The organism is Sphingobacterium sp. NPDC055431 (assembly GCF_053644255.1).
Genome location: NZ_JBSHLH010000001.1, coordinates 368,097 through 385,855, shown reverse-complemented (window position 1 = coordinate 385,855; position 17,759 = coordinate 368,097). Strand labels below are relative to the sequence as shown.

The 17,759-nt window shown below is 40.3% G+C and carries 13 protein-coding genes; 5 read left to right on the top strand and 8 right to left on the bottom strand.

What is annotated here, in order from left to right; translation table 11 throughout:
* The first annotated feature begins 14 nt into the window (after window positions 1-14).
* Window positions 15-635 (top strand): L-threonylcarbamoyladenylate synthase, encoded by a 621-nt coding sequence (locus ACWIB3_RS01665; protein ID WP_093101542.1) that lies wholly within the window; start codon window positions 15-17, stop codon window positions 633-635.
* On the opposite strand, the gene ACWIB3_RS01660 is transcribed toward ACWIB3_RS01665, so the two are convergent.
* From ACWIB3_RS01660 to tilS, 8 genes are all read right to left on the bottom strand, one after another.
* A complete protein-coding gene (locus tag ACWIB3_RS01660) occupies window positions 630-1,070 on the bottom strand; it encodes an SRPBCC domain-containing protein (RefSeq protein ID WP_313260878.1) in 441 nt (146 codons plus the stop codon). The genes ACWIB3_RS01665 and ACWIB3_RS01660 overlap by 6 nt on opposite strands.
* 44 nt (window positions 1,071-1,114) lie before the next feature.
* Window positions 1,115-1,681, bottom strand: coding sequence for a Crp/Fnr family transcriptional regulator (locus ACWIB3_RS01655; protein WP_185215941.1), 567 nt, complete (start codon window positions 1,679-1,681; stop codon window positions 1,115-1,117).
* Window positions 1,678-2,583 carry an EamA family transporter gene (locus tag ACWIB3_RS01650; protein WP_454290718.1) on the bottom strand — a complete coding sequence of 302 codons (906 nt, stop codon included), beginning with the start codon at window positions 2,581-2,583 and terminating at the stop codon, window positions 1,678-1,680. The genes ACWIB3_RS01655 and ACWIB3_RS01650 overlap by 4 nt, the downstream gene beginning before the upstream one ends.
* Before the next feature lie 23 nt (window positions 2,584-2,606).
* Window positions 2,607-2,921: a DUF721 domain-containing protein gene (locus ACWIB3_RS01645; protein WP_093101548.1), complete on the bottom strand. Its 315-nt coding sequence runs from the start codon at window positions 2,919-2,921 to the stop codon at window positions 2,607-2,609.
* Entirely contained in the window at window positions 2,908-4,017 is a 1,110-nt protein-coding gene (gene recF, locus ACWIB3_RS01640) for a DNA replication/repair protein RecF (RefSeq protein WP_185211231.1), read from the bottom strand. The genes ACWIB3_RS01645 and recF overlap by 14 nt, the downstream gene beginning before the upstream one ends.
* A gap of 37 nt (window positions 4,018-4,054) precedes the next feature.
* Window positions 4,055-4,357 (bottom strand): DUF4834 family protein, encoded by a 303-nt coding sequence (locus tag ACWIB3_RS01635; RefSeq protein WP_185211232.1) that lies wholly within the window; start codon window positions 4,355-4,357, stop codon window positions 4,055-4,057.
* Between the two features lie 83 nt (window positions 4,358-4,440).
* A complete protein-coding gene (locus ACWIB3_RS01630; protein ID WP_185211233.1) occupies window positions 4,441-4,929 on the bottom strand; it encodes a hypothetical protein in 489 nt (162 codons plus the stop codon).
* A 5-nt stretch (window positions 4,930-4,934) separates the two neighbouring features.
* A complete protein-coding gene (gene tilS, locus ACWIB3_RS01625) occupies window positions 4,935-6,260 on the bottom strand; it encodes a tRNA lysidine(34) synthetase TilS (RefSeq protein ID WP_454290717.1) in 1,326 nt (441 codons plus the stop codon).
* A 126-nt stretch (window positions 6,261-6,386) separates the two neighbouring features.
* On the opposite strand from tilS, the gene ACWIB3_RS01620 reads away from it, so the two are divergent.
* The 4 genes from ACWIB3_RS01620 (at window position 6,387) to ACWIB3_RS01605 (ending at window position 17,755) form a co-directional block, all read left to right on the top strand.
* Complete coding sequence (locus ACWIB3_RS01620; RefSeq protein WP_454290716.1) at window positions 6,387-8,816, top strand: OstA-like protein; 2,430 nt, start codon at window positions 6,387-6,389, stop codon at window positions 8,814-8,816.
* A 545-nt stretch (window positions 8,817-9,361) separates the two neighbouring features.
* Window positions 9,362-12,520, top strand: coding sequence for a SusC/RagA family TonB-linked outer membrane protein (locus ACWIB3_RS01615; protein WP_454290715.1), 3,159 nt, complete (start codon window positions 9,362-9,364; stop codon window positions 12,518-12,520).
* A gap of 10 nt (window positions 12,521-12,530) precedes the next feature.
* Complete coding sequence (locus tag ACWIB3_RS01610) at window positions 12,531-13,979, top strand: RagB/SusD family nutrient uptake outer membrane protein (protein ID WP_454290714.1); 1,449 nt, start codon at window positions 12,531-12,533, stop codon at window positions 13,977-13,979.
* Between the two features lie 614 nt (window positions 13,980-14,593).
* Window positions 14,594-17,755, top strand: coding sequence for a SusC/RagA family TonB-linked outer membrane protein (locus ACWIB3_RS01605; RefSeq protein WP_454290713.1), 3,162 nt, complete (start codon window positions 14,594-14,596; stop codon window positions 17,753-17,755).
* The last annotated feature ends 4 nt before the right edge of the window (window positions 17,756-17,759 follow it).

Sequence of the window (17,759 nt, the reverse complement as noted above, 5' to 3'; positions counted from 1 at the left end):
TAATTAACTAATCCATGTTACTAAAAATCTACAATGACAATCCGAATCCAAAGGCTATCGAAGAGGCTGTGGAGATATTAAGAAAAGGAGGCGTGATTATCTATCCAACAGATACGGTATATGGTATTGGTTGCGACATTACAAACCAGAAGGCCATAGAGCGTGTGTGCTCGATCCGCGGACTGAAACCGGACAAGGCTAACCTTTCCTTTATCTGTTATGACCTGACAGATATTTCTCAATATACCAAACCTTTTGACACCACCGTTTTTAGGGTATTGAAAAAAGCATTGCCTGGTCCATTTACCTTTATCTTCAATGCGAGCTCCCAAGTCCCTAAACTGTTGAGCTCTAAAAAGAAAACTGTAGGTATCCGTGTTCCGGACAACAATATTGTCCGTGATATCGTCAAGGAATTGGGTAACCCAATCGTCACTACCTCCATCCATGACGATGATGAGATCATCGAATATTCTACCGACCCTGAATTGATCTATGAGAAATTCGAGGAAAAGGTAGATTTAGTAATTGACGGTGGGTATGGCGACAACGTTCCTTCGACAGTTGTTGATGTGACCTCAGGCGACTTTGAAATCATCCGTGAAGGCAAAGGGGATCTAGAACAATATCTATAGCCTAGACTCCACCCTTTCTTTAATGGCGGCATTGAAGAGTTCAAAGCCCTTCTTGGTATTTCCATGAATCATTTTCCTGAAGAGTGGCACCAGTATGCCTGAAAACTTTTCCCCTTGGATAAGCTGTGTTTGATCGTTTGAAATCCTATTCAGGATAAAATAATGCTCGCCATCAAATAACCCATTGATAAAAAGCTTTCCTTTCCAACGAAGTTCCTGATTGCTTTCTATCTTTAAAAAGATTGGATTCATCTTCATGCTGGTACCACCTGGTTGGGTCAGCAGGACCTGGGTCCGTTTGCCAACTTGAGGAGTTCCATAAAATTCAGCGATGCTAGGACTCCATTCCGGATAAGCTTTGAAATCGGCCAATATAGCCCATACAGCTTCTGCAGGAGCATTTATGATAATCTGTGATTCTATCTGTTCTTTCATACCTCAAAGTTAGCCTTGGGGTAGTCAGAAGCACTTGACATTTATCAAGAAGATAATTTATTCCGGATGCGGCTTAAGGTTTCTGGGCTCATGCCCAATACAGAGGCAATGTATTGTAAGGGAACCTGATTGAACAGTTGTTTATTCTGTTCAAAATACTTTTGATAGCGTTCTTCGGCAGATAAAGCTATAAAATCGAATACCCGATGCTCGATCTGCATAAAACATTTCGCGATGAATCTTTTTTCGATCACATTCCAATTGGGTATGGACTGCTGTATATCGAGGTAATCTGACTTATTTAAGGTCCATAGCTTGGTAGGTGTCAATGCTTCAATCGACCAGTTGGAAGGGTTGTCGAAAAAGAAGGAAGCTAAATCCGTGATAAAATAGCCATCACCTCCGATCCATTGCGTCACTTCCTTGCTATCTGTCCATTTGAAAACCCTACAGATACCCTCTTCGATAAAACTCAGCTTTTTACAGGATTTTCCTGTTTCCAGGAACAATTCATTCTTATTGAGCTCCTCGGGAACAAACCTGGAGATAATCAATTCGGCTTGTTCATCAGAGAGTTCGAACATCTGTAATAACTGCTGTTTAAATTTCATGAGCCTTCCATTTTAAGTTGAGTCTGACGTCTTCTTTCATAAATATAGGCAATATTAAAAATGACTACAGCTATAAATATCATCCCAAAGGCTATGATTTGGGCCGTATTGATAGACTCCTTGTAATATAGAACTGCCAGAAAGAAACTAATGATCGGGTTAAGGTACAGCAATATACCCACTACAGAGGAGTCTAGCCCCTTCAGGGCATAGATATTCAAGAACAGTGGAATAATGGTATATCCAATGGCAATGATGAGGATATAGGTATAAAACTCATCGGTCTTGGGAACGGAGCTGTCCACAACATAAAGGATTGGCAGCAATAAAATAGTGCTAACCAAAATATGGATGGTCAGGGTAAAGAATTTATCAAGCTTGAATTTATTCTTTTGCAGGACAAGATAGCCTGCATAGGAAAGTGCGATGATGAAGCTATAGAAAAGGTCAAGAAAATGCCCATAAGCCAATAGGATACAACTAACGATGCTGAGGCCTACAGCAAACCATTGTCCTTTGTTGAGTCGTTCCTTGAGGAAAATACTGGCCAATACGGTTGTCAATATGGGGCAAATGAGATAGGCCAAGGAAGTTGCATTGACGCTGACTGCATTCATCACATAAATAAACAGGAACCAGTTCATCCCCAAGAGGACGGCACTTGCCAGTACATTGACAAGGAGTTGTTTTCTTTCTGTGGAATTACTGGTTTTAAGGTATTCTATACTGGCTAGTGTCTGTTTTCTTCGGAAGATAAAACAGGCCAATAGTATACAGATTGAGGCAAATAGGACACGGTGGATTAATATATCGAGGGCTCCATAGTCACTGAGAGGCTTCAAGACCAAGGCGAATGTTCCCCAGATGATAAAGCCTGTCAATGCTGACAGGTAATATTTCATATTATAGATAAAGAGTAAAAGCCTTAAAGAATAACGAACTCTTCGATGACCACCTTTCCAACGTATTCATTGACACGTCCGATAATCTGTCTGCGCATCATGGCCAGTTCATTCTTGATGACCGCTGATTCTACGCGTACAAACAATTTCTTATCTCTAATATAAATCTGTTGGGTTCGGTTGGCGATTGCACTTCCAATAAGCTCAGGCCAGGCGGTAACAATTGAGGTTTCATCGAATTTACGTCTGAGACGGTATACATCCAATAACTTCTCCACTGCTTGTTTGATGGTTACATCATCACTTCTCCTAAATGCATCATCATTATACTTCGCCATTGATCTGACCTCCTTGTATGTCAAAGATACGAATTGGCTTTCCTATTTCTTGAAATATTTTCCTTATTCTGTCGGAGTCCGTATCAGTCAGGAAGATCTGTCCAAATTCGTCTTCAGACACCAATTGCATCAGTTTTTTGGTCCGCTGTTCATCCAGCTTATCAAAGATATCGTCCAGCAACAGGAGGGGCTTATATTGCTTCCTGTTTTTCAGAAAAGCATATTGAGCTAACTTCAGAGCGATCAAGAAAGACTTTTGCTGCCCTTGGGAGCCAAACTTCTTTAATGGCATCCCTTCATGGATGCTAAACTGTAGATCGTCTTTGTGAATTCCTACAGTCGTGCGCTCCAAAGCCCTATCCTTTTCCAAATGCTTGTTAAGAAGATCCAAGAAATCTTGGTCTTGAAGTTGAGATTCATAGACTAGGTCTACCTGCTCGACATCATCGGAAAGAAATTGATAGTAGCGACGGAATTCCGGAAGGAACTCCTCCATAAACTTCTGCCTGCGTGAAAATATCTTTTCCCCGGCTTCCACGAGCTGTAGGTTGAGAACTTCAAGTAGTCCTTTGTCAAAAACGCCAGTTTCACGGATGTTCTTCAGGATGATATTGCGGTTCAATAGAATCCTGTTGTAGGTAATCAGGATGTCAAGGTATTGATTGTCGGTTTGCGATATCACATTATCGACAAACTTCCTTCGTTCCTCACTCCCATCCATGATAATAAAGCTATCATTCGGTGAGATCATGACCAAAGGGAACTGCCCAATATGATCGGCTAAACGACCGTATTCTTTTTTGTTCTTCTTGAACTGCTTTTTCTGATTTCTTTTGATGCTACAGGAAACGGCATCCAATACGGTTTCCTTATCAAATTGCCCTTGTACCATAAACCAATCCTCTCCTTTTTTGATATGCTGAGAGTCAATGGGATTAAAATAGGATTTGCAAAGTGATAGATAGTGAATAGCATCCAATAGATTAGTCTTCCCCGAACCATTCTGTCCTGTAAAGGCATTGGTGTCTGGCAGAAAATCTAATGAAGATTCAGTGTAGTTCTTAAAATTTAAAACGGATAGATGTTTTAGCCACATAGCAACACAAAGATATGCTTTTTCGTCGGGCTATGCTTTATTTTACCTCTTCAAAGTCAATAAACTCACCTGCAGTTTCCGTACCTTTTCTGGAATTGTTTTCTTTCGGAGGAGTATATTCCACACGAACTTTTCCGTCAGGACGTTGCTGTTGCTTAAACTGTGAAAAAGGATCGTTATAGTTTTGTTGATTTGGACCTTGATTAGCATATTGTCCTTGAGCGCCATTCATGATTTTCTCTGCCACCTTCTTCATAAAGAAAGGCATCAGAAGACGCACACCAATTTTAAATAGGTAGTAAAATATAACTGCTGATATAAGGAAATATATAAATGTCATTTTTAAATGCTTTTCATCAAATTTAACAAATAATCGAAATGAAAGTTTAAGAGATTGTCAAGTAAATCTCAGTTAACATTTTTTTACTTTTCTGCTTTAGCTTTCAAAACAGCCTGAAGAAGCTGGGTAGGATGCTGTGAACCAATTACATAAACCAATCCGTCGTTATCTGTAAGCCATAATGCTTCCTTACCACCTGAATAGAATCTGATTTTGCCATTCTTGTGCAGGTTATAAACGGGGTTGTTAAAAAAGAAGGTGGAATACCTATCCTTTTCAATCTTCTTGATGGAGTTAAGATCGATCTTCACCAAACTGGTGGTCCAGAGTCCGCTTAAGATGATATGAGTCTTGGTAACTGTGGTCCGATAACTGACCATGTAGAGCATGATGATGGAAACGATCAGGATTCCAACCCCCACGATAAAGAACAGTTGTTGAGAGACAACATGTTCCCAGTTGATGTAATAGGCAACAAAGCAAAACAATGCTAAGATCAATCGTACGCTAATCCAAGTCCAATCCCTTCCTAGATATTGTTTTTCTTGAAATAAGATTTGTTCTTCTTCCATATTTGCTATTTGTATACTAAAGTAAGTACTTTCTTTGTATTTTCTGTCACTTTAAAGCGATTATCTAAGCGCATACCCACTATCCAAATCAATTGCCCATCGGCATTGACCAAAATTGGGACTTCCTCCTTTTGAAAGCGGTTCAGCTTTTTCTGGATGAAATAATCACTTAGCTTTTTTGAACCTTCCATCCCCAAGGGTTTAAAGGTATCTCCTATTTGCCAAGGCCTTAATACCAATGGAAACTTGATCAAATCCGCATCGACTTGGACTTGGTTTTCATCTCGCTCAATTTCCATTCCTTGCGATTCGACAATGAAAAAGCCCTTGTGGTTATAATTCACCTTAGCATGAAGGTTTTCAATGGTTATAGTAAATGGACTGTCAATGACCTTTTCCCTAAGGATTAACTCATCTCGATCCAAGAGAAGTTCATGACTAGAGGATTCAAATATCTGTCCCATTCCCTTATCAAGGACTGTGATGAGATCATCGGTTACATTTCTCTGGAAATTATAAGGCCTGAATAGTTCAAAGATGAGAAAGGGGTCGCTTGCATGGACTTGCAGGGCCTCAAGTCGGATCTTTATTTGATTTCCTTCATTTCGGAAAATAAGCTTTCGGATAGCGTCCACCTGATTCTGGATAAAGCGGTGGCTTTCCTCAAAATGTTTGATGTTCTGTTCTAGGATAGCTTCAAAGTCTGGTTGGATCTCCTTAAACTTAGGAATGATCTCCAACCTTATTTTGTTCCTCGCATATTTGGTTGAGAAATTGGACTGGTCATCTCTATAGGGGACTTGTAGGCTTTGCACTTCAAGAGCGACTTCATTGGCCGATAGAAAAAGGATAGGGCGAATAATAGCTCCACGTTTAGCTTGAATACCCAAAAGCCCTTGGATACCGGTTGATCGTGTTAAATTAAACAACATGGTTTCCAAATGGTCATTGGCATGTTGTGCAATGGCAATCTTTTGACAAGCCTGTTCAGATTTCAGTTCCTCAAACCATTGATATCGCAGTTCGCGAGCAGCCATTTGAATGGAGACTTTATGCTCTGAGGCATAAGCTTCCGTTTCAAATCTCTTTAGAAACACTGGAAAGCCTAATTCTTTTGCATAATCCACGACTAATGCCTCATCCTTATCAGATTCCTCTCCGCGCAATTGAAAATTACAATGGGCTATTATGCAGTTCATCTTTAAATCATGAAACAACCTAGCCATCAACATGGAATCCTTACCGCCACTGACGGCCAAGAGAATCTTATCATTCCTGTCAAGGAGTTCCTTTTCGATGATAAACTGTTTTAATCTTTCTGAAACTGACATAGTCCAAAATTACAGATTATAAATAATCTTGTGTTAGAGGCATTAAAATTTATTGTTTAACAATTTTTTGCTAATTAATTCTATATTTTTGCGCTTGTGAGATACCTATTAGTACTATTAATAAGCATGATATGCCTGTCTGCCTATGCACAGGACGAGTTTACACCCGTGAATGCTGGCGCGGACAATGCCCCCATGCGCTTGGTATCTTCATCAAGCAGTAGATTTATAAATCAGAAAATATTAAGGAGTTACAACGCGGTGTATGAGCACAAGGGTTCGACCTTGGCTGCTGACAGTGGCGACCTTTATAAAGATGATATTGGAAATGAGTTCTTTGAAGCTCATGGAAATATCGTGATTACCCAGCCTTCGGGGACTGTAATCCAAGGTACACATCTTCATTACGATGCATCTTCGCAACATGCCGTGCTGACCAAAAACGTGAAAATGGTCGATGACCAGAGTACACTGACCACCAACTACCTGACTTACAACCTAAGAAGCCAGCAAGGAACATATACCGGTGGCGGTAGGATTGTTGGGCAAGGAGACACCATCACTTCCCAAAGGGCTTACTACTTTGAAAATACCAAGGATGCCTATTTCAACAACAAAGTTGTTGTGAGAAATGAAAGCACCATTATCTATACGGACTCCATGCAGTATAATACCATGTACAGAGATGCTTTTTTCTTTGGTCCAACAACCATTAATGGTAGAAAAGGCGAAAAACTTTACACAGAAAAAGGAACCTACAATACGGCTTTTGGAGTTGCAAAATTCAACAAGAACAATCTTTATACGGAAGGTAGCCGGTTCTTAAAAGGCGACAGTTTGTTTTACGATAGAGACAAAGGTATTGGTGAAGCTTTTCGAAATGTATTGTTTGTAGATACCTTAGATAAGTTCTATGCCAGCGGGGAATACGGAAAATACCTAGAGAGCGACCAATCTATCCTGATGACCGATAAGCCATTGATCAAATATGTGGTCAGGACTGATTCAACGGATAATTCTCAAGACTCTGTACAGGTGGATACTGTGAACCGGGAAAACCTATCCAGAAGAGAATTAAGAAGACTTGAAAAGGCAGAAGAGAAGGAACGCGAGAAAATAGAAGAAGCCGAGAAGGAAAAACAAGAGGAATTAAAAAACGCGGCAATAAAACCGGTGGAAACCGATAGTATAGCCCCTCCTCCAGTCCGACAGACAAGTAAAATTGATACAGCTTATATGACCGCGGACACCTTATTTTCTAAAGTCATATTTGTCAGGGATTATAAACCCCTGGACCTTAAGATAGATAGGGATGGTGGCCAACTGGAAGATACTACGGAAGTGGATTATGGCGACATCGATCAGATTGATCTATTTGAAACCGGTGATTCTACCGAAGTTGGCAATGTGGGAACGAAGGAATTGACGAAAGTTGGCCCTGTTAAAAAAGAGCCTGCAGTCATTAAGCAGGGAGCAAAGAAACCTGCCAATAAACCTGCAGCAAAACCAAAGCCTGTGGATGCCGCAACTATCCAAGCCACTAGCAAGGCCGATAGCGTATTGCGTAGAAATGCCGTCATGCCAACGGGACAAGAACAAGATAGCCTGATGCGGAAAGCCCTGCAGTCCGCCCAAACTGCTGATACATTATTGAAGGACTCGACCGAAATCTACGCCGATACGGCAAGAACCAGAATTGTGAAGGCCTATTATAATGTGCGGGTATTCAAATCTGACTTACAAGCTGTAGCAGACTCTGTTTATTATGGTATGGTAGACTCCATGTTCCGATTTATGGGCTCCCCGATGATCTGGTCAGAGGGATCACAGATCAATGCTGACACCATCTATATGCAGATCAAGAACAATAAAATGGACAATGCCCTATTAAAGGACAATGCATTTATGGTGAATGCGGTGTTGGATACTTTGAAATTCAACCAGCTTAAGGGAAGGAAAATCACGGCCTTCTTTGCTAATAATAATATTGATCGTCTTTTTGTTGACGGAAATGCGGAAAACTTGGTCTTTACCACCAATGACAAAACCAATACGATTACAGAGATGTTCCATGACCGAAGTAGCCGTATTAAGGTCAAGATGGAGGGCAAGAAAGTAATTGACTATGTATCTATCCGTAAAGTAGACCAAAAAGTCTATCCATTTAGGTTAGTCACCCAAGAAATAGAGGTATTACCAGGATTCCAATGGAAGCCGGAGGATCGACCGAAATCTGTAGAAGATATGTTGAACCGCAAGAGGACCAAAGTAGCCCCTGTAACCGATCAAAAAGGAAGTCCTGGAGAGAATGGCAACCCTAATGGGGATACTGTATCTGAGCCCGATGTAAAGGCCGATGGAAATACTGTAACTCCAAAATCGAGTTCAGAAAAGAATCCTTTGGCTCCTACTCAGGACTCAAAACCAACGCTGACGCCTCAAAGCAAACCTGCTACTCCAGCGGATAGTACCTTAAAACTCAAGCCTGATAGCACCTTGAAAGTTCTACCAGATTCGGTTATAAAAGCAAACCAAGACAGCACAATTAAAAAATAAAGAGGAATTTACTTCTCAATTCTTTTTTCCTAACATAGCACACTTATTATTGCCAAATAATTAACCTACACCCCATTGTATTGCTTTTCCTATATAAATACCTGAAAAACAAAACCAAAACTTCAAAAAACATATTATTTTTTCCCGATGTTACATTTATGGTATTAATTAGTTAATTTTTGAATTAAAGCGAAATTATAACACAAAAACTATAAAAAACACCATCAAGTGCTGTGATTTAAATAATTCGACTCTTTTTATCTCCTATCATTCCATTATTAAACTAAAGGTTTTAATTAGCGGAAAATATTGCAATATTTTTAGAAATATTAAAGTGTACATGGTTAATAATCATAATTATTAAAGAAATCAAATATCCTTTTAGGCTTATTTTTATTAAATAATTTAAAATTAAGCATTTGATAAATTAAATATTTTAAACATCTTCATTTCATAAGTCCTTACAGGACATTTAAATAACGACCAATAAATATTAACCTACATAATATTGTATGCAGATTAATTTTTAACTAAAACCAAAATATATGAAACAAAGATTACTTGGCATTTTTTTGCTGAGCATGCTGCTTATTGGCAGTACTTATGCTCAAAATCGGCAGGTTTCTGGAAAGGTAACCTCCGCCAGCAATGGATCTCCTATAGCAGGAGTGTCCGTAAGAGTCTCGGGAACATCTAGTTCCACTCAGACCGCTGCTGATGGTACCTACAACATTCAGGTTCCTGACAACAATGGCACCCTATCCTTTTCTTATATTGGATATTCAAGCGCCGAACTATCAATTGGCAATAGGTCCGTGATCAACGTCCAATTACTTCCAGATGAAGAGAGCTTGGAAGAAGTTGTGGTAACAGGTTACATGGTTACCAGTAAAAGGGACTTTACAGGTTCCACCTCGAAGGTCTCTGGAGAAGCTATTGCTGACCGTCCATTGCAAAGTTTTACCCAAGGTCTAACTGGTCAGGCTACAGGGGTAAACATTATCCAACCTAGTGGTATTTTAAACAACCCACCTGTGGTTCGTGTTCGAGGACTAAGCTCCTTATCCCTAAACTCATTTCCATTGGTTGTCGTTGATGGAATACCAATCTCTACAGGAGATGCCTCCTCAAACGCAGCTGCAAACAACCCTTTGTCAGACATCAATCCGGAAGATATCGAAACCATGGACATCTTAAAAGATGCGGCTTCTACGGCAATTTACGGATCCCGAGGTGCGGCAGGCGTACTCCTGATCACCACCAAAAGAGGAAAATCAGGCGTGGCTAAAATCAGCTACGACGGCTGGTTCGGTTCAACCAAGGCAGTTAGGTTACCAGAAGTCTTTAACGCTGAACAGTATATTGCCTTCAAGAACAAAGCCATCACAAATGTATACGAGTCAAATCCAACTTTTGCAGCAGCAAACTTACCTCAGGTTGGCTTTGCACCTATGTTAGACGAAAATGGAAACACCATTGACACCCGTTGGTATGACTACATTTACCAGAACGGATTTTCTAACAACCATAACCTTAATGTATCAGGCGGAAATGATAGGACTACCTATTATTTCTCGGGAAACTTGTCTGATCAGAACGGAATATTAGTTAGAAATAGCTTTAAGAGAAAGGGAGTTCGTGCAAATTTTGACCATAAACTAACCAGCTGGCTAAAAGTAGGAGGAAATTTCAACTTCACTAATGGCGTAAATAATTCCTTGAATTCCGGTTCAGTACCAGGGTCTGCATTTGCCTCCTCAGGACTTGGTCGATTGGCCGTAACTCAGCTTCCAAATTTACCGGCTTATTTACCGAATGGCGACTATTATTTAGCAGGAAACACAATTGGCTATGGAGAAAACAACCTACCGCCTACATTCTCTAACCCAATGCCTTCCATAGACAATGACAGGTACACTTCAGAATCCAATCGTTTCTTCTCTAATTTCAACACTTCCATCAACCTAATGGACGGACTATCCTTCAATACCAATTTCAATTGGGATCTAGCAAACACAGAAGACATCGAATTCTGGAACCCACTGAATGGTGACGGATATTCCTATAACGGTATTGCATTTAATAGACAAGCTAAAACCAATAATTGGTTAATTCTAAACTCTTTGGTTTATAACAAGTCATTTGGCAACCATAACCTTGTGTTATTAGCGGGTCAAGAAGCTCAGTCTACAAGATGGGAATCTTGGGGTGGTGCAAGATACGACCTTTCAGATCACTACTTTGACCAATACCAAGGTAATTACCTAATCAATGTTGCCAATGGAAATGGAATCTCAGAAAACAGGATCCAATCTTATCTGACTTCATTGAACTACAATTATGCACATCGATATTATTTAACCGCAAACTTCAGACGCGATGGTTTATCAGCCTTGGCAGAGGGCAATAAATGGGGTAATTTCGGAGGAGTATCCGGAGGCTGGACCATTTCCCAAGAAGAGTTCTTCAAATCGAGCTCCATTGCTGATGTCGTTACAAACCTTAGATTAAATGCGAGCTGGGGCCGAGTTGGAAATAGCAACCTTCCTAATGCTTACGGATCATTTGATATCTACTCCCCATCCATTTACGGCAGTGTTGGTTCCATGAGCTTTAGCCAAGCGGGAAACAAAGAGTTGGGCTGGGAAACATCCGAACAGACCAACTTCGGACTTAATTTGGGTTTATTTAACGATCGCATCAATTTAGAAGCAAGTTATTACAACAAAAATCACAATAACTTAATCCTGAGCGTTCCGCAGACACCTTCCAAAGGTATCCCAGGAAACTCCATCCTCATGAATATCGGCTCCATGTACAACAGAGGATTTGAATTTGCTTTAAACGTCAGGGCAGTCCAAAAGGAAAAGTTCAGATGGACAACGACACTAAATGTATCGACCAATAAAAATGAAGTCACTGCACTAGACAACGAAGGCAGACCTTTGATTGCCTCCACAGCATCTCTAGAGGTAACAAACATCACCGAAGTAGGTAAATCCGCCGCTCAAATCTACGCTGTACAAACCAATGGAATCAATCCAGAAAACGGCAGACGGATATTCGTAGACAAGGAAGGTAGAGAGGTCCAATATCTACATAGTGCACCAGGAACTCCTGGAAATTTCGCCTATACCTATCTCGATGGAACTCAAGCTGGCTCCGTAGCAACATCAGCTATTGCACTTGGAAACACCATCCCAACCTATTTTGGAGGGTTCAACAACAATTTTGAATTCTGGAATTTCGACGCCACGCTAAACTTTACATTCTCTGGAGGTAACTATATCTACAACGGATCGAAGGCAAGCTTAAGAGATCAACGGATCTGGAACAATTCCGTGGACATGCTAAACGCGTGGACCCCTGAAAATAAAGGGTCTGATATCCCAAGACCAATATACGGCGACAATATTTCTAACGGCTCTTCATTTGCAATCCAATCCAATATTGAAAAAGGAGATTTTATTAGGCTTCAAACCGCTTCATTAGGTTACCGACTGCCTGCTACCGTTTTCGGTAAGTCTGGTATATCAAGCTTGAGGGTTTATGCATCAGTAAATAATGCATTCCTTATCACGCAATACACCGGTGTCGACCCTGAGATATCAACCAATGGTAATGACAACCTGTCCTCAGGTGTAGAACGTAACTCGATCTCAAACGGTCGGACATTCACTTTCGGTATCAATTTAGGCTTTTAAAATTTCGGTCATGAAAAGATTAAAAATAAAATATAATTACTTGGGGTTATTCGTACTAATCCCCCTATTATTCAGCACATATTCGTGCAAAAAGGACTTTCTAACCCTCTCCCCGGAACTATCTATTCCGAGCGAGTTTGTGTTTTCGAGTGAAGAACGTATAGAGTCACAGGTTACCGGTATTTATGCGACCATAAAAAGCGGTCAGTTTTATGGAGGCCGGTTATTAATTTATAATGATATCCGCTCAGAGGAATTCAGCATCGAAAAACCCAACAATGTAACCGGTAATTCAGTATATCAATTTACAAATGACGAAACGGATTCCTATATAGCAAACTTTTGGGTTGTTGGTTATTTAACGATCAACCGGATTAACATCTTTTTAGAAGGCATAGAAGCGGTAGGTACAGACATTATCTCTGCTGAAAAAAAGATTCAGCTAATCGGCGAAGTCAAGTTCATCCGTGCATTAACCTACGCAGCCTTGGTGCAATTATTTGCAAAACCATATGCAGCAGACAATGGAGCTTCCAAAGGAATTCCATTGCGTTTACTGCCAGAACGGAGTTCCGAGAACAATGACCTACAGGCAAGTCCTGTTGCGGATATCTATGCACAAATATTGAAAGACTTGAATGAAGCAGAACCCGCAGTACCCGCAAATTACCAGGATCAGGAAGCAACGGCAACACGCGTGCACAGAAACACAGTCATCGCTCTTAAGACCAGGATGTATTTGACCATGAGAGTTTATCCAAAAGTCATTACCGAAGCCAACAAAATAGTAAGCGCCGCTGCGCCATTTACAGCAGGCTCAGGAGTTAATCATAAGTTATCACCATCTATTAGTGATGTCTTCTCCAACTTTTATAACCCAGAAAGGATATTGAGCTTCCCATTTGAGAACAATAACGCCCCAGGCACACAAAACCAATTGGGATTTTATTACAATGAAGGAAACATTGAATATTCTTTAGATCCAGCAGGCATTCTCGGAAATGCAAACTGGCCAGCCTCTGATGATAGAAAGAGTGAATTAACAGGAAGGTCATCAGATAATCAACTCGATTTATTAACCAAGTTCTCCAACACCTCTCCTTTCTTAGATTGGATACCTGTCATCAGGTATTCTGAGGTCTTGTTAAACTTGGCAGAGGCAGAGGCTGAAGCTGGATCCCAAGCGAGATCATTGGCGTTACTAGAAGCAGTTCGAAATCGTTCAGATGCTGCCTATAATTTTCCTGCATTTTCAAATAAAGATGAGCTGGTAGCAGCCATTCTTCTCGAAAGAAGGATAGAATTTTTGGGAGAAGGTAGGCGTGTCCCAGATTTACAGCGCAGGAATATGCCAATCCCGTCAAAAGGAGCTGGAAAATTAATTCAACCCACAGATACTGAATATATTTTCCCAACTCCATTAATAGAGACTATAACAAATCCAGGTGTTAACAATTAAATTTCATTAATTACTTCGGAAAGAGGCTGCCTTCGGGCGGCCTTTTTTATGGTGTTTACAAGTACCGAAATAAAATTCCGATCAATCAAAAAAATAAGCAACAAAAAAATGAAAAAAAACAATCAAATTAAATGCATTTGAACTGATTTTTTAAACAATCAGACATTCTATTACAATTTTTTCAATCCCTCCCGAAAATAACCCCCTATATCAACCTTATTGTTACAATTGAACCCTAAATCTATTAAAAAATGGAAAATAGAGCATTATTCTAAATAATTTTTTAAAAAACTATTACGTTAATTATAATTTTAACCTTGTCGATTTAAATTATTTCCTCAATTTATCTTAATTAACCATAAATCACATTGATAGATAAAATATAAAAACCAGCAATTCATATTATTAACAGCGCCCACGCTATTGTTAATTAAACATTAACAAAAAATGAAACTTTCCTAATTTTTACTTTATTTTCTTGAATGCACACGTTTGATTAGTTGAAATTATTAAACATCTTGAAGCCGCAGAGAAAATTCTAGAGATTCTTTGCAAACCAGTAAGTTATGGTCTGCTTGGCATTATTTACTAACTAATATTAACTAAACAAACACATGAAACAAAGATTACTTAGCATGCTTGTGCTGTGCGTGCTGCTTATTGGCAGTTCCTATGCACAAAATCGGCAGGTTACCGGTAAGGTAACGTCTGCAGCAGATGGCGCTCCGATCTCTGGAGTGTCCGTTCGAGTTGTTGGGACTTCCGCGGCAACTCAAACCAGCGGTGATGGTACGTATTCCATCGCGGTTCCTGACAACAATGGTTCCCTATCCTTTACTTACATCGGTTACCAAACTTTCCAAGTCGCTGTTGGAAGCAGATCGGTAATCAACGTAGAACTAGGCTCAGATGATGAGACCCTGGACGAGGTGGTGGTAACAGGTTACTTGGTTCAATCGAAAAAAGACTTTACAGGATCTTCTGCTAAAGTAGGTGGTGAAACCGTAGCCAACAGACCATTGCAAAGTTTTACACAAGGTCTTACCGGACAGGCTTCAGGGGTAAACATTATCCAGCCTTCAGGCGTATTGAACAACCCTCCGGTTGTACGTGTTCGCGGATTAAGTTCACTTTCCTTGAACTCATTCCCATTGGTCGTTGTGGATGGTATTCCTATCGCTACGGGTGACGTTTCTGCAAACTCTTCAGCAAACAACCCATTGGGGGACATCAACCCCGAGGACATTGAATCCATCGACATCTTAAAAGATGCTGCTTCAACAGCTATTTACGGATCACGTGGTGCATCAGGGGTGATGATCATCACAACGAAAAAAGGTAAATCAGGTGCTGCAAAAGTTGCTTATGATGGCTGGTTTGGAACTTCCAAAGCCGTGCGTCTTCCTGAACTTTTGAACGCAGCTCAATATATTGCCCATAAAAATGGTGCAATAGCAAATGCTAGGGAAATCAACCCTAAACTATCAACAGGATCTTATCCAGTAGGTGGTGGTTTCTTCCCAACTTTAGACGAAAATGGCAATCCAGTAGATACACGCTGGTACGACTATGTATATAGAGATGGATTCTCGCACAACCACAACTTAAGTGTAAGTGGTGGTACTGAAAAAACCAAGTACTTCTTCTCAGGTAACTTATCTGACCAAGACGGTATCTTGTTCAATAACACCTTCAAACGTAAAGGTGTAAGAGCAAACCTAGATCACAGACTAAATGACTGGATCAAATTAGGAACGAACTTAACTTTCACCAACAGTGACAACAGATCACCAAACTCAGGTTCAGTTGCGGGTGCTGCCTTCAATACTTCAGGTCTTGGTCGTATCGCCATGGTACAAGCACCAAACGTTCCAGCATTCCTTCCTAATGGAGATTACAACGTTTCAGGTAGTGCCATCGGAAAAGGAGCCAATATCTTAGCACCAAACTACCCTAACCCACTTCCTATCAGAGATTTGGACAAAAACACTTCAGAAACTAGCCGTTTCTTCGCAAATGTGAGTGCCGAAATTAAATTATTGGATGGACTGACCTTAAACAACAATTTCAACTGGGATTTAAGAAATACGACCAACCAACAATTCTGGAACCCAATCAATGGTGATGGATATAGCTACAATGGTTATGCTTACAACAACCAAGCGAAAAACAACAACTGGCTAATTTTCAACACCTTGGTTTACAACAAATCTTTTGGAAACCACAACCTTACAGCATTAGCAGGACATGAAGCGCAAAGTACACGTATCGAGAACTGGGGTGCCGTTCGCTATGACCTAACTGATGGTTTCTTTGATCAATTCCAAGGTAACTACTTAACCAACGATGCAGGTGGTAATGGAATTGGCGAACTTAATTTGGAATCTTACTTCACTTCCCTGAACTATAACTATGCTAATAAATATTTCTTTACGGCTAACTTCAGACGTGACGGTCTATCATCATTAGCACCAGGTAGAAAATGGGGTAACTTCGGTGGTGTATCTGCTGGATGGACCGTATCTGAAGAAGAATTCTTTAAATCAAGTTCTTTAAGCAATGTATTCTCTAATTTCAGATTAAGAGGAAGCTGGGGACGCGTAGGTAACAGTGCTATCTCCAATCTTTACGGATCTTTCGATACTTATGATCCAGCAATATATGGAAATGTAGGTGGTATGGTATTCTCACAAGCAGGTAACAGAGAACTGACTTGGGAGACAGCAGACCAAACAAACATCGGTATAGATTTAGGATTCTGGAATAATAGAGTTTCCTTAGAAGCTAACTATTACAACAAAGACCACAATGGATTAATCCTTGCCGTTCCGCAGACTCCTTCAAAAGGTATCCCAGGTAACAGCATCTTGATGAACATCGGTTCGATGTACAACAGAGGATTTGAGTTTGCCTTGAATGTAAGAGCGGTAGAAAAAGAGAATTTCAAATGGACAACGACATTAAACTTCTCTACCAATAAAAACGAGGTAACAGCTTTGGATAACCAAGGCAGACCTTTGATCGCAACAACTTCAGGACTTGAAACCACAAGTATCACCGAAGTTGGAAAATCTGCAGCACAGATCTATGCCGTGCCTACCACTGGAATCAACCCAGAAAACGGTAGAAGAATCTTTGTCAATCTGGATGGTGAGAAAGTCCAATACTTACACAATGCGCCTAACACAGAAGGCTTCTACTCATACAGCTATATGGACGGCACAAAAGCTGGATCAGTAGCAGGTCATGCCGTAGCAGCAGGTAACACATTACCTACCTACTTCGGTGGTTTCAACAACAACTTCCAATACAAAAGCTTTGATGCGACCATTAACTTCACCTTCTCTGGAGGTAACTATATCTACAATGGTTCAAGAGCTGGTTTAAGAGACCAACGTATCTGGAACAACTCAGTAGACATGTTGAACGCTTGGACCCCGACGAATAGAAACACGGATATCCCAAGAGCGATCTATGGTGACAACATTTCTAATGGTTCTGCTTTCGCAATCGAATCGAACATCGAAAAAGGTGACTTCATCAGGTTACAGACTGCATCATTAGGTTATCGTCTTCCAGGAACCATTTTTGGAAATTCAGGTATTTCAAGCTTAAGGATCTATGCATCAGTAAACAACGCTTTCTTGATCACCAAATACACTGGTGTTGACCCTGAGATCTCTTCCAATGGTAATGGAAACTTAAACTCAGGGGTAGAGCGTAACTCTATGCCTAATGGACGTACATTCACTTTCGGTATTAATCTAGGCTTTTAATTAA

Coding starts and splice junctions, on each gene's coding strand:
- ACWIB3_RS01650 (WP_454290718.1), bottom strand. CDS start 2,583: ATGAAATATTACCTGTCAGCATTGACAGGCTTTATCATCTGGGGAACA.
- recF (WP_185211231.1), bottom strand. CDS start 4,017: ATGTGGCTAAAACATCTATCCGTTTTAAATTTTAAGAACTACACTGAA.
- tilS (WP_454290717.1), bottom strand. CDS start 6,260: ATGTCAGTTTCAGAAAGATTAAAACAGTTTATCATCGAAAAGGAACTC.
- ACWIB3_RS01655 (WP_185215941.1), bottom strand. CDS start 1,681: ATGAAATTTAAACAGCAGTTATTACAGATGTTCGAACTCTCTGATGAA.
- ACWIB3_RS01620 (WP_454290716.1), top strand. CDS start 6,387: ATGATATGCCTGTCTGCCTATGCACAGGACGAGTTTACACCCGTGAAT.
- ACWIB3_RS01610 (WP_454290714.1), top strand. CDS start 12,531: ATGAAAAGATTAAAAATAAAATATAATTACTTGGGGTTATTCGTACTA.
- ACWIB3_RS01665 (WP_093101542.1), top strand. CDS start 15: ATGTTACTAAAAATCTACAATGACAATCCGAATCCAAAGGCTATCGAA.
- ACWIB3_RS01660 (WP_313260878.1), bottom strand. CDS start 1,070: ATGAAAGAACAGATAGAATCACAGATTATCATAAATGCTCCTGCAGAA.
- ACWIB3_RS01645 (WP_093101548.1), bottom strand. CDS start 2,921: ATGGCGAAGTATAATGATGATGCATTTAGGAGAAGTGATGATGTAACC.
- ACWIB3_RS01630 (WP_185211233.1), bottom strand. CDS start 4,929: ATGGAAGAAGAACAAATCTTATTTCAAGAAAAACAATATCTAGGAAGG.
- ACWIB3_RS01605 (WP_454290713.1), top strand. CDS start 14,594: ATGAAACAAAGATTACTTAGCATGCTTGTGCTGTGCGTGCTGCTTATT.
- ACWIB3_RS01635 (WP_185211232.1), bottom strand. CDS start 4,357: ATGACATTTATATATTTCCTTATATCAGCAGTTATATTTTACTACCTA.
- ACWIB3_RS01615 (WP_454290715.1), top strand. CDS start 9,362: ATGAAACAAAGATTACTTGGCATTTTTTTGCTGAGCATGCTGCTTATT.